The 13,932-nt window shown below is 58.2% G+C and carries 12 protein-coding genes; 10 read left to right on the top strand and 2 right to left on the bottom strand.

What is annotated here, in order from left to right; translation table 11 throughout:
• Positions 1 to 58 precede the first annotated feature (58 nt).
• The 10 genes from HWX89_RS15235 to ligD all read left to right on the top strand — a co-directional run bounded on the left by HWX89_RS15235 (position 59) and on the right by ligD (position 12,146).
• On the top strand, positions 59 to 1,609 hold the full coding sequence (locus HWX89_RS15235) for an ABC transporter substrate-binding protein (protein ID WP_138794094.1): 1,551 nt from the start codon (positions 59 to 61) through the stop codon (positions 1,607 to 1,609).
• A 24-nt stretch (positions 1,610 to 1,633) separates the two neighbouring features.
• Positions 1,634 to 2,515 (top strand): dihydrodipicolinate synthase family protein, encoded by an 882-nt coding sequence (locus HWX89_RS15240; RefSeq protein WP_138794095.1) that lies wholly within the window; start codon positions 1,634 to 1,636, stop codon positions 2,513 to 2,515.
• Positions 2,516 to 2,548: 33 nt separating this feature from the next.
• The gene (locus HWX89_RS15245; protein WP_138794096.1) at positions 2,549 to 3,508 is read left to right on the top strand and encodes a nucleoside hydrolase; all 960 of its coding nucleotides are present in this window, start codon (positions 2,549 to 2,551) and stop codon (positions 3,506 to 3,508) included.
• The gene (locus HWX89_RS15250; protein WP_138794097.1) at positions 3,505 to 4,485 is read left to right on the top strand and encodes a nucleoside hydrolase; all 981 of its coding nucleotides are present in this window, start codon (positions 3,505 to 3,507) and stop codon (positions 4,483 to 4,485) included. The genes HWX89_RS15245 and HWX89_RS15250 overlap by 4 nt, the downstream gene beginning before the upstream one ends.
• The gene (locus tag HWX89_RS15255; RefSeq protein ID WP_138794098.1) at positions 4,482 to 5,456 is read left to right on the top strand and encodes an ABC transporter permease; all 975 of its coding nucleotides are present in this window, start codon (positions 4,482 to 4,484) and stop codon (positions 5,454 to 5,456) included. Before HWX89_RS15250 ends, HWX89_RS15255 begins: the two co-directional genes overlap by 4 nt.
• Positions 5,456 to 6,394, top strand: a complete 939-nt coding sequence (locus HWX89_RS15260) for an ABC transporter permease (protein WP_138794099.1) — start codon at positions 5,456 to 5,458, stop codon at positions 6,392 to 6,394. The genes HWX89_RS15255 and HWX89_RS15260 overlap by 1 nt, the downstream gene beginning before the upstream one ends.
• 4 nt (positions 6,395 to 6,398) lie before the next feature.
• Positions 6,399 to 8,204, top strand: coding sequence for an ABC transporter ATP-binding protein (locus tag HWX89_RS15265; RefSeq protein ID WP_138794100.1), 1,806 nt, complete (start codon positions 6,399 to 6,401; stop codon positions 8,202 to 8,204).
• Positions 8,205 to 8,216: 12 nt separating this feature from the next.
• Positions 8,217 to 9,095, top strand: coding sequence for a ribokinase (locus tag HWX89_RS15270; RefSeq protein WP_138794101.1), 879 nt, complete (start codon positions 8,217 to 8,219; stop codon positions 9,093 to 9,095).
• Between the two features lie 128 nt (positions 9,096 to 9,223).
• A complete protein-coding gene (locus HWX89_RS15275; protein WP_138794102.1) occupies positions 9,224 to 9,511 on the top strand; it encodes a hypothetical protein in 288 nt (95 codons plus the stop codon).
• A gap of 4 nt (positions 9,512 to 9,515) precedes the next feature.
• Positions 9,516 to 12,146 (top strand): DNA ligase D, encoded by a 2,631-nt coding sequence (ligD, locus tag HWX89_RS15280; protein WP_138794103.1) that lies wholly within the window; start codon positions 9,516 to 9,518, stop codon positions 12,144 to 12,146.
• A gap of 25 nt (positions 12,147 to 12,171) precedes the next feature.
• On the opposite strand, the gene ku (HWX89_RS15285) is transcribed toward ligD, so the two are convergent.
• Together ku (HWX89_RS15285) and ku (HWX89_RS15290) are read right to left on the bottom strand one after the other, a co-directional pair.
• The gene (gene ku, locus HWX89_RS15285; RefSeq protein WP_138794104.1) at positions 12,172 to 12,990 is read right to left on the bottom strand and encodes a non-homologous end joining protein Ku; all 819 of its coding nucleotides are present in this window, start codon (positions 12,988 to 12,990) and stop codon (positions 12,172 to 12,174) included.
• A gap of 16 nt (positions 12,991 to 13,006) precedes the next feature.
• On the bottom strand, positions 13,007 to 13,888 hold the full coding sequence (gene ku, locus HWX89_RS15290) for a non-homologous end joining protein Ku (RefSeq protein ID WP_138794105.1): 882 nt from the start codon (positions 13,886 to 13,888) through the stop codon (positions 13,007 to 13,009).
• Positions 13,889 to 13,932: the final 44 nt, after the last annotated feature.

Genomic DNA, 13,932 nt, shown 5'->3' on the forward strand with positions numbered 1-13,932 from the left:
TTAATTCGTCTTTTACCCGCAGGGAGCGCGGGTCGGACAACCCGGAGGAGTCCCCGTTATGAAATTTTCTGTTTTCGCAGCCGCAATGGCAGCGTCCGTTTTTGCCATGCCGCTCGCGAGCGAGGCCCGGGATCTGACCGTTGGCCTGTCTGCCTCTACGACGTCCATGGACCCGCAATTCTATGTCGTCGGCCCGAACAGCGCGATGGCGCGCAACATTTTCGATGGTCTCGTCAACCAGGACGACAAGCAGCAGATCCAGCCGGCTCTGGCTGTTTCCTGGACAATCGTTGATGACACGACCTGGGAATTCAAGCTTCGAGAAGGCGTGAAGTTCCACGACGGCAGCGATTTTACCGCTGAAGACGTGGTCGCCAGCATCAAGCGTATTCCGCTTGCCTCGACCAACAGCCCAAGCTCGTTTGCCGCTTATGTGAAGGCCATTACCGAGGTCGAAGCTGTCGATCCTCTGACGGTCCGCATCAAGACATCAGGCCCGACGCCGCTGTTGCTCAACAACCTCAGCCGTATCGCCATGCTTCCGGCCGAAATGGAAAAGGTTACGACCGGCGAGATGAACACCGGTAAGGGTGTTGTTGGCACCGGCCCGTTCAAGTTCGTTTCCTGGTCGCCGGACGACAATGTCGTTGTTGCGCGCAACGATACCTATTGGGGTGAAAAGGCTGCCTGGGACAAGGTTACCTTCCGCGTCTTCAAGAACCCGAGCGCCCGCGTGGCCGCCATGCTTTCGGGCGATGTCGACATGATCGAAAACATCCCGACGGCCGATACCCGCCGTCTGGAAGCTTCGGACAAGATGAAGGTCGTCAACATTGCCGGCAACCGCATCATGTACCTGCATATGGATCAGGGCCGTGAGGAATCGCCTTTCGCGAAGGGGGCTGATGGCAAGAACCCGCTTCTGAAACCGGAAGTACGTCGCGCGCTGTCGCTGTCCATCAACCGTGAAGCGCTTGTCGACCGTATCATGGACGGCCAGGGCGTGCCGGCCGGTCAGGTCGTTCCGGAAGGGTATTTCGGTTACGATCCGGCCATCAAGGTCGATGCCTATGACCCGAACAAGGCTAAGGAACTGCTGGCGAAAGCGGGTTATCCCGACGGTTTCCAGCTGACCTTCCATGCATCGAACGACCGTTATCCTAATGACAGCAAGGTTGCGCAGGCCATCGGCCAGTTCTTCAGCCGTGTTGGCGTGAAAACGGAAGTCGCGACGCTGCCGGGCAGCGTCTATTTCACACGCGCCTCGAACCTCGAATTTTCGTTCATCATGGGCGGTGCTGCTGTTGAAACGGGTGAGGCTTCCGGCGTTCTCGGACCGATCCTCGAAACCTACGGCGAAAAGGCCGGTCAGGGCAATCGCGGTCGTTACTCCAATCCGGAGTTCGACAAGGCTCTGAACGAAGCCCGATCAACGCTCGACGACGAAAAGCGTGAGGAACTTCTGAAGAAGGCCACTGAAATCGCAATGACGGATCTCGGTGTCATTCCGGTTTTCTACCTCGCCAATACCTGGGCGGTGAAGAGCGACATCAACTACGCCGGTCGCTCCGATGGTTATACGCTTCCCTACTACGTGAAGCCGAACTGATCGAAGAACAAGGAGCGGTCCACCATGTCTTTCAGCGGTGTATTTCCCTATCTCGTCTCGCCGGTCGATAGCGCCGGTCAGGTGATGCAAGGTGTGCTGACGGATCTGGTGGATCATCTGATCGACGCTGGCGTCCATGGTCTGGCGCCGCTCGGCAGCACGGGTGAATTTGCCTATCTCTCCCAAGAGCAAAGACGCCGCGTCGTCGACACCGTGATCTCGGCCAATCGGGGCCGGGTTCCCGTTGTCGCCGGCGTGGCGTCGACATCCACTGCCGATGCCGTTGCCCAGACAGAATACATGGTCGAGGCCGGCGCAGATGGCATTCTGGCGATCCTCGAAGCGTATTTCCCGGTCAGTGACGAGGGCGTCGAAGCCTATTTCACCGCCATCGCCAAGGCGGGAAAGGGTCGTCCGGTGGTGCTCTACACCAATCCGCAGTTCCAGCGGTCCGATCTTTCTTTGCCGGTCATCGAACGACTGAGCAGGATCGATAACATCCGCTACATCAAGGACGCCTCGACCAACACGGGTCGGCTGCTTTCGATCATTGAGCGGACCCGTGGCCGCATGGAGGTATTTGCAGCCTCCGCGCATATTCCGGTCTGCGTGATGATGATTGGCGGGGTCGGCTGGATGGCCGGTCCAGCCTGCATCGTGCCCAAGCAGAGCATTGCACTCTACGAGGCGGCCAAGGCCGGCGACTGGACGCGTGCGATGGACCTTCAAAGGCCGATGTGGAAGGTCAACGAGATTTTCGCGAAATATTCGATCGCCGCCTGCATCAAGACGGCGCTCGATCTGCAGGGTTTTGCCGTCGGTGCGCCAATGCATCCGCAAATGCCGCTCGGTGAGGCCGCGCGAGCGGAAATCGCCAGCGTGCTGCGCGATATTGGCGCGCTCTGAGTTTTCTGATCCCACACATTGAAGGCATTGAGAATGAAGCCGATTTCGATCATCGTCGATTGTGATCCCGGTATCGATGACACGATTGCCCTGTTGACCGCATTTGTGTCGCCGGAACTCAAAATTCTGGGCATCACACCGGTCTGTGGCAACCAGCCGCTCGAGCGCACGGTGCGCAATGCGTTGCAGGTTTGCGAACTTGGCAACCGTATCGATATTCCGGTTTACGCCGGTTGCTTCCGGCCCATGCTGCGTGAGCCGATCCATGGGCAGTTTCATGGCAAGACCGGACTTGGCAACACCGTGTTGCCGGAACCGGTGAAAAAGGCCGAAGAAACGTCTGCCGTCGATTTCCTGATTGATGCGCTGTCCAAGGCCGCAGAGCAGGGCGAGCGTATCACGCTCTGCTGCCTGGGGCCGCTGACCAACGTCGCGGTCGCCCTGCGCATGAAACCGCAGATCGCCGAAGGCATCGAACGCATCGTGATGATGGGTGGTGCCTATCGCGAGCCGGGTAACCGCACAATGACCTCGGAATTCAACGTTCTGGCCGATCCGCATGCCGCTCATGTCGTGTTTTCGACTGGCATTCCACTGGTTGCCTTGTCGCTTGATGCCACGCATCAGGTCATGCTGAAGCCAGAGCATGTCGCCGAGTTTTCGCGTGTCAGCGGCCGCATCTCCGAAACACTGGCCGAGTTGATGGCATTTTGGGATCGCAACGATGTGCGTCGTTATGGTTCGCGCGGGGGGCCGCTGCATGATCCCCTGGTCATGGCCTATATCCTTGCGCCACATCTGTTCGAAACTGAGAAAGCCCGTGTTTTCGTCGAATATGAAAGCGAACTCTGCATGGGTCAGACGATTGCCGACTGGTACGGTAAGAGCGGCCTCGAACCGAATGCCGACATCGTCACGAAGGTCGATGCGGAAGGCGTGATTGCCTTCTTCCTTGAGCGCCTGTCGCGTTATGCCGAAAAGGCCATGGCATGAGTATCCACAAGGTCATCATCGATGCGGACCCGGGCGTGGACGATGCCGCCGCCATCCTGATGGCGCTTGCCTCGCCTGAAATCGAGGTGCTCGGCCTGTCGATCGTGGCTGGCAACGTGCCGCTCGGCGACACCGTGACGAATGCCTGCAAGCTTGTTGGGCTCAGTGGTCGCCGCGACGTGCCGGTTCATGCCGGTGCGAGTGGACCTCTGGTACGTGAGCAGGTTTACGGCAAATATGCCCTGATCGGCTCCTTTGACGATACGCTGGTCAAGGCTGGCGATATCGTGCCGGCGCAAGAAGGTGCTGTTCAGTTCATCGTGCGATCGGCGCGTGCTGCCGCAGCTGCAGGCGAACAGATCACCATCTGTGCCATCGGACCTATGACCAATGTGGCGCTGGCGTTGATCCAGCATCCGGATGTTGCCCGTGGCATTCGCCAGATCGTTTCAATGGGTGGTGCGTTCACGGCTCTCGGGCACCGCACGCCCTGGGCAGAATTCAACATCTACGCCGACCCGCATGCGGCGGAAATCGTCTTCCAGTCCGGCGTACCCATCGTGCTGATGCCGCTCGACATGACATTTCAGGCGCTTTTCACCGCCGACCATTTCCAGCGCTTTTGCGCGGGTGGGGAAGCGGGTGCTGCGCTTTACAATCTCTTCTCCACCTTCGATCGCAGCGATGAAAAACGCTTTGGTCGTCCGGGCGGACCGATCCATGATGCGACGACGATCGCCTGGTTGATCCGGCCTGAACTGTTCACCAGCCGCGAGGCTTTTGTCGGCGTTCAGGTCACGGGCCTGACAATGGGTTATACCTATGCCGATTTCTACAAGAAGATGGACCGGCCGGCCAATGCCACTGTCGTCACCGATGTCGACGAAGCCGGGTTCATCGAATTGCTGATCGAGCGCATCGCCCGCCATGGCGACGACGCGCTCGACAGACGAACCCTGGGAGGCTCACACGCATGAGCGGATATCTCTTAAGCCGGTCGCTCCAGACCATACTCACACTGTTTGTCATGTCGGTCTTGGTTTTTGCCGGCCTCTATCTCGTCGGCAACCCTGTCGACGTGCTGTTGAGCCCGACTGCGACACCGGCCGAGCGCCTGCAGGTCATCCAGTCCTTTGGTCTCGATAAATCTGTCTGGGAACAATACTGGATCTTCCTCAGCAACGCCCTTTCGGGCGATCTCGGCAACTCCTTCGTGTTCAACCAGCCAGCGCTGACACTGATCATGAACCGCATGCCTGCGACACTCGAGCTTGCTTTTGTGGCGCTCGCCATGGCGCTGGTGATCGGTATTCCGCTGGGTGTTTACGCCGGCCTGAAGCCGAAAGGCTTCATCTCCAAATCGATCATGACTTTCTCCATCCTCGGTTTCAGCTTGCCGACCTTCTGGATTGGTCTTGTGATGATTATGCTGTTCAGCGTGTATTACGGCTGGCTTCCGTCCTCCGGTCGCGGCGACACCGTCAATGTGCTTGGCGTCCCGCTGTCGATGTTCACCTGGGATGGCCTGTCGCATCTTCTGCTGCCGGCGTTCAATCTGGCGCTCTTCAAGATTTCGCTCGTTATTCGTCTGACCCGCGCGGGCGTGATGGAAACGATGCAGCTCGATTTCGTCCGTTTTGCCCGCGCCAAGGGCCTGCCGGAACGCCGCATCGTTACCGTGCATGTGCTTAAAAACACCCTGATCCCGCTGATCACGGTCATCGGCCTCGAACTCGGCTCGCTGATCGCCTTTGCGGTTGTCACCGAAACCATCTTTGCATGGCCGGGCATGGGCAAGCTGATCATCGACGCCATCGGTGTTCTCGATCGTCCCGTCATCCTTGCTTATCTGATGATCACCGTCGTGATGTTCAGCGTCATCAATCTTCTGGTCGACATCCTCTATTCGATCGTCGATCCCCGCGTCCGTCTTGAGGGGAACTCGTGATGACCGACAACAACAGCTCGACCGTTTCGGTCCATGCCGCAGCAAACAGCGGCGCAAAATCCGCCTCGCGTTCGCCATCGCGTGAAGTTCTTTTCGCGCTGATGCGTGACAAGCTGGCGCTGCTTGGTCTCGTGCTGGTGACGGTGTTCATTCTCGCCGCCATCTTTGCTCCGATGATTGCGCCGCAGAACCCTTATGATCTGGCGCAGCTCGATATTCTCGATGGTCGCCTGCCGCCCGGTTCGGAAAGCATGTCGGGTATGACCTACCTGATCGGTACCGACACGCAGGGCCGTGACCTGTTCAGTGCCATTCTCTACGGCTTGCGAACCAGTATTCTCGTGGGTCTTTCCAGTGCGGCGATCGCACTTGTCATCGGTGCATCGATCGGTCTGACCAGCGCCTATGTCGGCGGCCGGCTGGACTCGGTCCTGATGCGTATCGTCGACATTCAGCTCAGCTTCCCGGCCATTCTGATTGCGCTCATCTTCCTCGCCATTCTCGGCCAGGGCGTCGACAAGATCATTCTGGCGCTGGTGGTCACGCAGTGGGCCTATTATGCCCGTACGATCCGCGGCTCCGCCCTGGTTGAGCGCAAGCGGGCTTACGTCGATGCAGCCCGTTCGATGGCGTTGCCAGACCGCAGCATCCTTTTCCGGCATATTCTGCCCAACTGCCTGCCGCCGCTGATCGTCGTCGCAACCATGCGCGTCGCCTATGCCATCATGCTGGAGGCAACGCTCTCGTTCCTGGGCATCGGCTTGCCGGTCACCGAGCCCTCGCTTGGCCTGCTGATTTCGAATGGCTTCGAATACCTGCTGTCCGGCGACTACTGGATCAGCTTCTTCCCGGGCATCGCCCTTCTGTTGCTCATCGTCGCGATCAACCTGATCGGCGATTCCCTGCGCGACATCCTCAATCCGCGTCGTGAGGGCTAAGATCATGACCAAACCTATTCTTTCGATTTCCAACCTCAACACGGCATTCCGTGTTGGCGGTGAGTGGCGCAACGTCGTGCATGATGTCAGCTTCGATATCGCGCCGAAAGAAACCGTTGCGGTCGTCGGCGAATCCGGCTCCGGCAAGAGCGTGACCGCCATGTCTATCATGCGGCTCCTGTCGCCAGGCAACTCGCGCGTCACCGGCAAGATCGAATTCGAGGGCAAGGATCTTCTGTCGATCCCGCTCGACGACATGCAGAAAATCCGCGGCAACCGCATCGGCATGATCTTCCAGGAGCCGATGACGTCGCTCAATCCGGTGCTGAAGATCGGCGAGCAGATCACCGAGGTGCTGCGTCAGCATCGCGGCATGTCGGAAGCCCAGGCACAGGCGGAAGCTGTACGGCTTCTCGAAAAAGTCCGCATTCCCTCGGCCAAGTCGCGTCTCAACGAATACCCGATGAACTTTTCGGGCGGCATGCGTCAACGCGTCGTCATCGCCATTGCGCTTGCCTGCGATCCCAAGTTGCTGATCGCCGACGAACCGACGACCGCGCTCGACGTGACCATCCAGGCGCAGATCCTCGAGCTGATCAAGACGTTGCAGGAAGAAGAGGGCATGTCTGTTCTCTTCATCACTCACGACATGGGTGTGGTTGCGGAAATCTCCGACCGGACGGTGGTGATGTATCGTGGCGAGCAGGTCGAGACCGGCACGACGCACGATCTCTTCGCGGGTGCCAAGCATCCCTACACCCGCGCCCTTTTGTCGGCCGTGCCGCAGCTCGGCTCAATGACCGGCAAGGACCGTCCGTTGCGGTTCCCGCAGGTCGACATGGCAACCGGCGAAATCCAGTCGGTTAAGCCCACTGAAGATACGGTCAAGCGCGACCAGCCGCCGATCCTCAAGGTCGATAACCTCGTCACGCGCTTTCCGATCAAGAAGGGGTTCCTGCGCAAGACCATCGGTCGCATTCATGCGGTCGAGGGCGTTTCGCTGGAACTGCGTCAGGGAGAAACGCTGTCTCTGGTCGGCGAATCCGGTTGCGGGAAGTCGACGACCGGTCGATCGATCATCCGTCTGACCGATGCGGTTTCAGGCGAAGTCCACATCGACGGCAAGAACGTATTGAAAGCTGGAAAGACCGATCTCGCCAATATCCGTCGTGAAGCGCAGATGATCTTTCAGGACCCGTTCGAAAGTCTCAATCCGCGCATTCGTGTCGGTCAGGCGATTGCCGAACCGATCATCACCCATGGTCTGGCGCCAGCCTCGCAGGCGCGTCAGCGCGTTGGCGAACTTCTCGAACGTGTCGGTCTCTCCGCGTCGATGGCGGATCGTTTCCCGCACGAGTTTTCCGGTGGCCAGCGTCAGCGTGTGTGTATCGCCCGCGCCCTCGCGCTGGAACCAAAGCTTCTTATTGCCGACGAATCCGTGTCTGCGCTCGACGTGTCGGTCAAGGCTCAGGTCATCAATCTGATGCTCGACCTGCAGGAAAAATACGGTCTCGGCTACCTGTTCATCAGCCATGACATGGCGGTTGTCGAGCGCATCAGCCACCGTGTCGCCGTCATGTATCTCGGCGAAATCGTCGAGATCGGCCCGCGTCAGGCCGTTTTCGAAAACCCGCAGCACGAATATACCAAACGTCTGATGGCCGCGGTTCCGATTGCAGATCCATCGCGTCGGCAGACACGCCGTATCTCCAATGACGAGATCAAGAGCCCGTTCCGCGCTGCCGATTATGTACCGCCGAAGCGGACTTACGAAGAAGCTGGCGAAGGCCACTTCGTTCAGATCGCGTAAGGAAACCATGCCATGATCATCACCTTCGGCTCAATCAATGTCGACTTCGTGTACGAGGTCGAGGACATGCCGCAGCCGGGCCAGACGCTGCTTGCCAGACGCTTCCGCACGGAAGCCGGTGGCAAAGGGGCCAATCAGGCGCTTGCTGCAGCCCGCGACGGGGCGGAGGTGGTGATGGTGGGTGCTGTCGGCCAGGATGGTCTGGCAGAGATCGGCCTGCAGAACCTCAAAACGGCAACGGATATCAGCCGTGTGGCCACTCTTCGCGAGCCGACTGGCAATGCCTCGATCCATATCGACGCCAAGGGGCGGAATATGATTGTGGTCGCAGCTGGTGCCAACCTGGCGGTTTCTTCCGATTGTGTGGAGGACGACCTGCTGCAGCGGGCGAATGTCGTGCTCATGCAAATGGAAAACGATGTGGCGGAAGTGGAAAAGCTCATCCGCCGCACGCATGCCTCCAGTGCCACCTCAATCCTCAACCTCGCACCGGCATTTCCCTTGTCGGAAGAGGTTCTCTCTTTGTGCGATCTGATCGTCGTCAATGAAGACGAAGCCGAGGCTTTGGCGGGTTGGCTCGGCTGCGGTGTATCGGCGGAGGACCTGTCCGCGCGCCTTGGTACCGGTGTCCTGCGTACACTTGGCGGTGAAGGCGCCGAAGCCGTCGCGTTTGGCGACAAGGTGCGGGTCGCGGCCATGTCGATTGATGTGAAAGACACGACGGCGGCAGGCGATTGTTTCGTTGGTGTCCTTGCCTCGGCGCTTGATCGCGGCCTTTCGCTGAAAGAGGCCATGCAGCGCGCCTCGATTGCAGCGGGTTTGGCGTGCTCGCGGCCTGGAAGCCAGAGCAGTCTTCCTGAGAGAGACGAGACGGACAGGGTCATCATCTGATCCCCGTCGCCCCTAAGATTTCCCAGGTGCGTCGGAGAGTCAGAGCGAAACGGCATCCTCTCCGCCTTGAATCAAGATTCTTCGCGGCCTGATTGGAACTTCCGCACCCTCTGGCGTCTTTTTACCGAATGGGCACGCCACTGAAGAAAACCGACCGGCTGCAAGATGATCTCGACATTCGGGATGCGATCATCCACGTCCTCTATCTGAAACTCGTTGCCGAACGTGAGACGCGCGAAGCGATTATTGACGCTGCACGGTCGGGTGCCGCATCGGAGGTGCTTGAGGCGATTGCGTCAGACCCTGTTCCCGTGATCGATGAATTCGGACAACAGGAAACGGTCCGCAAGCTCCTGCATCAATTCTCGAAGATGAAATCCCGTTCTTCGGGAAAGAAGATCGGGCCGGGCCGGTGAAGTCATGTCCGGAAAACTCTCGACTTATCAAAGCAAACGCGATTTCAAGAAGACGACAGAGCCCGCCGGAACGGTCGAAATAAAGCCATCGCGGCGTCTTCGCTTTGTCATACAGAAACACGATGCGACCCGCCTCCATTACGATCTTCGCCTTGAGCTTGATGGCGTGTTCAAGTCATGGGCCGTGACGCGCGGTCCTTCGCTCGATCCGGCAGACAAACGTCTGGCGGTCGAAGTTGAAGACCATCCGCTCGATTACGGCGATTTCGAAGGCACGATCCCGAAAGGTGAATATGGCGGTGGCACGGTCATGCTGTGGGACCGTGGTTATTGGGAGCCGGAGGGTGACATGTCGCCGGAAGATGCGCTCAAGAAAGGCGACCTCAAATTCGTCCTCAACGGAGATCGCCTGCAAGGCAGCTTCGTGCTTGTTCGAATGAAACACGACCGAAACGGCGGCAAGCGGACCAACTGGCTGCTGATAAAGCATCGTGACGATAAATCCGTCAGCCGGAACGGTGGCGCAATTCTCAATCGGGAAAAAACGTCGGTGGCATCGGGCCGGGAGATGGCGGCGATCGCCGCCGGTACGGGTCGGAAGCCAAAGCCATTCATGTTGAGTGAAGCCGTTATCGGTGCCGACGCCGTATGGGACAGCAGCGAAGGGCGCGCGGCGGAAGAGCGGCAAAAGCAACGACAGCGCGAGGCCACAAAAAAAAGACCTTCTGCAAGCTCGATGCCCGCCTTCGTCCCGCCGCAGCTTTGCAAGTCTCAGGAGAGGCCACCATCTTCGACAGGATGGCTGCATGAAATCAAGTTCGACGGTTACCGTATCCAGATGCGTGTTGAGGCAGGCAAGGTTCAGCTCAAAACGCGCAAGGGGCTCGACTGGACAAAACGTTTCAGCCACATCGCCGGCGATGCCGCCGATCTTCCCGATGTTATCGTCGATGGCGAAATCTGTGCGCTGGATCACAGCGGCGCACCGGATTTTTCAGCACTTCAGGCGGCCTTGTCGGAGGGGCAAACCGAGCATCTGGTCTTTTTTGCTTTCGATCTCTTGTTCGACGGTGACGCTGATCTACGCGATCTGCCGCTTGAGGAGCGAAAATCACGGCTTGAGGCACTTCTCGCGGAAGCTAAGGCCGGCCAGCGCATACGTTATGCCGATCATTTCGATACGGGCGGCGATGCCGTCCTTCGCTCGGCATGCCGGCTGTCTCTGGAGGGGATTGTATCAAAGAAGGCGGATGCGCCTTATCAGTCCGGTCGAAGTGATAGCTGGATAAAATCCAAGTGCCGGGCAGGTCATGAAGTGGTCATCGGCGGTTACGCCACAACCAACGGACGGTTTCGATCTCTTCTGGTCGGTGTCCATCGCGACAAGCACTTCGTCCATGTCGGCCGTGTCGGTACCGGTTTCGGCGCTGGCAGAGCTGATATGCTGATGGAAATGTTGGTGCCGCTGCAGGTGTCCCGTTCGCCCTTTACCGGGATGGGCGCACCGAAAAAGACGACCGACATCCATTGGGTGAAACCGGAATGCGTTGCCGAAATCGAATTCGCGGGATGGACGGCGGATGGGCAGGTGCGTCAGGCTGCATTCAAGGGGTTGAGGGAAGACAAACCGGCCGGTGAGGTGACGACGGAGGTCGCGGCATCGGTCGATCCGGTGAAACCCGGTGAAGCGCCGGTGCAGAAATCTGCTTCAAGGGCCACAGGCCGAAAGGGTGCAAAAGTGGAGATCATGGGTGTCCTCATTTCCAACCCTGACAAGGTGCTCTGGCCGGATAAAGACGATCCCGTGACCAAGGAGGATCTGGCTCACTATTTCGAGGCTGTGGGGGATTGGATGATCGGTCACGTCAGGGGCAGACCCTGCTCGGTCATCCGGGCGCCTGATGGGATCGGCGGCGAGCAATTCTTCCAGCGCCATGCCATGCCTGGCATGTCGAACCTGCTGGAGCTCGTCAAAGTCTCCGGTGACAAGAAGCCCTATCTGCAGGTCGACCGGATTGAGGGGCTGGCAGCACTGGCACAGGTTGCGTCACTCGAACTTCATCCCTGGAATTGCCATCCGGGTGAGCCGGAATTGCCTGGCCGTCTGGTCTTTGATCTCGATCCAGGCCCCGACGTTGCCTTTTCCACTGTGGTCGAGACGGCGCGCGATTTCCGCGACCGTCTGGATGAGCTTGGTCTTGTCAGTTTCTGCAAGACGACCGGTGGCAAGGGGTTGCATGTGGTTACGCCATTGAAGGCCGCAAAAGGTGCGTCGCCCGACTGGGATGAGGCAAAGGATTTTGCTCGGCGGGTTTGTGAGTTGATGGTCGAGGAGAAACCCGACCTCTATCTGACCAAAATGGCAAAAAAGCTTCGGGACGGGCGTATCTTTCTCGATTATCTGCGCAATGACCGCATGGCGACCGCGGTTGCTCCTCTGTCACCGCGTGCGCGGCCCGGTGCTACGGTCTCGATGCCGCTGACATGGACGCAGGTGAAATCGGATCTTGATCCCAAGCGGTTTACGATACGGACGGTCCCATCATTGCTCGGCAAGAGCGAGGCGTGGAAGGATTACGATCAATCGGGCCGCTCGCTGGCGGAAGCCATTAAACGTCTGGAAAAAATGAGCTGAGGCGCAGCATTTGAGAGGCCTTCGGCTATTTCGTCTTTTTCGATCGACGATTGTCTGCCTCGACCGATTTGCGTAGCGCATCCATGATGTTGATCACGTTGCTCGGTTTCTCTGTCTCCGTTTCGGTGGGCTTTTTGGCTGCGGTCGGCTTACGCTGCTTTTTCTTGGACTTGATGAGATCAAGGAGGTTTTCCTGAACCGGATCGGAAACCATCTTGCCGTCCCAGTGCCGGGTCTGCGTCTTGATGAGTTTGCGAATTAACGGAAGCGCTTCCCTTTCGGTTTTTGTTTCGGCCAAGCCGGCGAAATAGTCGCCTGCCTCTCGCACTTCGTCGCCATATCTCAGCGTCCAGAGTACAATTCCCTTGCCGCGTGGCTCGAGCATGACCGCCCGTTCACGACGTCCAAGCACCAGCCGGGAAATACCGACCATTTTCTGCTGGTCCATGGCGGCGCGAATGACGGCAAAGGCCTCTTCACTGACCTTGTCGTTGGGTGTGAGATAATACGGCTTGTCCAACCAGATCCAGTCAATCTCGTCACGTGGGGTGAAGGTCGAAATGTCGATCGTTTTCGTGCTTTCCAGTGCGACGTGCTCGAGGTCTTCATCCTCAAGCATGACATAATCATCATCGCCGCGCTGATACCCTTTCACCTCGTCCTGTTCGCGGACCCCCTTACCGGTGACGGCATCGACGTAGTGGCTTTGAACGCGGTTGCCCGTCTCGCGATTGAGCGTATGGAATTTCACCTTTTCGCTGTCGGACGTTGCCGGCGTCATCTCCACCGAACAGGTGACGAGGGATAGTTTCAGATAACCTTTCCAATGGGGACGAAGTGGCATGATGGCAATCTCCGTTTCATCCGGCCTTCCGGCGCGGCGATGATGACGAGGCGATCTTGTTGCTGGAAACTTTCTTCCTCGCTGGATTGGTGTTGGCAGATTCACGCTTCGCTGTAGACGCCTTCATGGCCTGCGCGCTCTCTCGCAACGCCTGCAGAAGGTCGCTGGGTTTCGATGCTTTTGGAGCAGCAATCTTCTTGAACGGCTTGCCCTCGATCTTCGCCTTCACCAGTTCGGCTAGTGCATCCTCGTAACGGTCATCGAATTTCGAGACGTCAAAGCTACCGCGTTTCGTTCCAATGATATGAGCAGCAAGATCGAGCATCTCATTGTCGATTTTGATGTCGGTCATTTCTTGGAAAGCGTCCTCGGCCGGGCGAACCTCGTAATCGAAGTTCAGTGTGGTGCCGATCAGGCCATCGCCGCTGGGACGGATCAACAAGGTTCGCAGACGGCGAAAAAGTACGGTACTGGCAATGGCGGCAACTTTGGCCTCCCTCATGCCGTCGCGCAGCAACGCAAACGCTTCCTCGCCCATTTTCTGCGGAGCCAGATAATAGGGTTTGTCGAAATAGACGTCGTCGATTTCCGTGCAGGCTATGAACGCGTCTATGGCAAGTGTCTTGTCGCTGTCGGGAATGGCTGCGGCGATCTCCTCCGGCTCTAGCATGACATATCGGCCATTGCCGGTTTCATAACCCTTCACCTGGTCGTCGTGTTCGACGACATCTCCCGTCTCGCTGTCGATGAACTCGCGACGGACTCGATTTCCGGTCTTTCGGTTGAGAATGTTGAAGCTGATCCGTTCGGAGGAGGATGCTGCAGTGTAAAGTGCCACCGGACAGGTGACCTCCCCGAACTTGATATAGCCCTTCCAGTTGGCGCGCGGTGCCGCCATCTCCGTGACTCCCGATACGGACAATAACGCTAAACGAAGCGGCT

The organism is Rhizobium sp. RM (assembly GCF_013390595.1).
Taxonomy (GTDB): domain Bacteria; phylum Pseudomonadota; class Alphaproteobacteria; order Rhizobiales; family Rhizobiaceae; genus Agrobacterium.

Coding starts and splice junctions, on each gene's coding strand:
- HWX89_RS15270 (WP_138794101.1), top strand. CDS start 8,217: ATGATCATCACCTTCGGCTCAATCAATGTCGACTTCGTGTACGAGGTC.
- HWX89_RS15245 (WP_138794096.1), top strand. CDS start 2,549: ATGAAGCCGATTTCGATCATCGTCGATTGTGATCCCGGTATCGATGAC.
- HWX89_RS15250 (WP_138794097.1), top strand. CDS start 3,505: ATGAGTATCCACAAGGTCATCATCGATGCGGACCCGGGCGTGGACGAT.
- HWX89_RS15240 (WP_138794095.1), top strand. CDS start 1,634: ATGTCTTTCAGCGGTGTATTTCCCTATCTCGTCTCGCCGGTCGATAGC.
- HWX89_RS15260 (WP_138794099.1), top strand. CDS start 5,456: ATGACCGACAACAACAGCTCGACCGTTTCGGTCCATGCCGCAGCAAAC.
- HWX89_RS15265 (WP_138794100.1), top strand. CDS start 6,399: ATGACCAAACCTATTCTTTCGATTTCCAACCTCAACACGGCATTCCGT.
- HWX89_RS15275 (WP_138794102.1), top strand. CDS start 9,224: ATGGGCACGCCACTGAAGAAAACCGACCGGCTGCAAGATGATCTCGAC.
- ku (WP_138794104.1), bottom strand. CDS start 12,990: ATGCCACTTCGTCCCCATTGGAAAGGTTATCTGAAACTATCCCTCGTC.
- HWX89_RS15235 (WP_138794094.1), top strand. CDS start 59: ATGAAATTTTCTGTTTTCGCAGCCGCAATGGCAGCGTCCGTTTTTGCC.
- HWX89_RS15255 (WP_138794098.1), top strand. CDS start 4,482: ATGAGCGGATATCTCTTAAGCCGGTCGCTCCAGACCATACTCACACTG.
- ku (WP_138794105.1), bottom strand. CDS start 13,888: ATGGCGGCACCGCGCGCCAACTGGAAGGGCTATATCAAGTTCGGGGAG.
- ligD (WP_138794103.1), top strand. CDS start 9,516: ATGTCCGGAAAACTCTCGACTTATCAAAGCAAACGCGATTTCAAGAAG.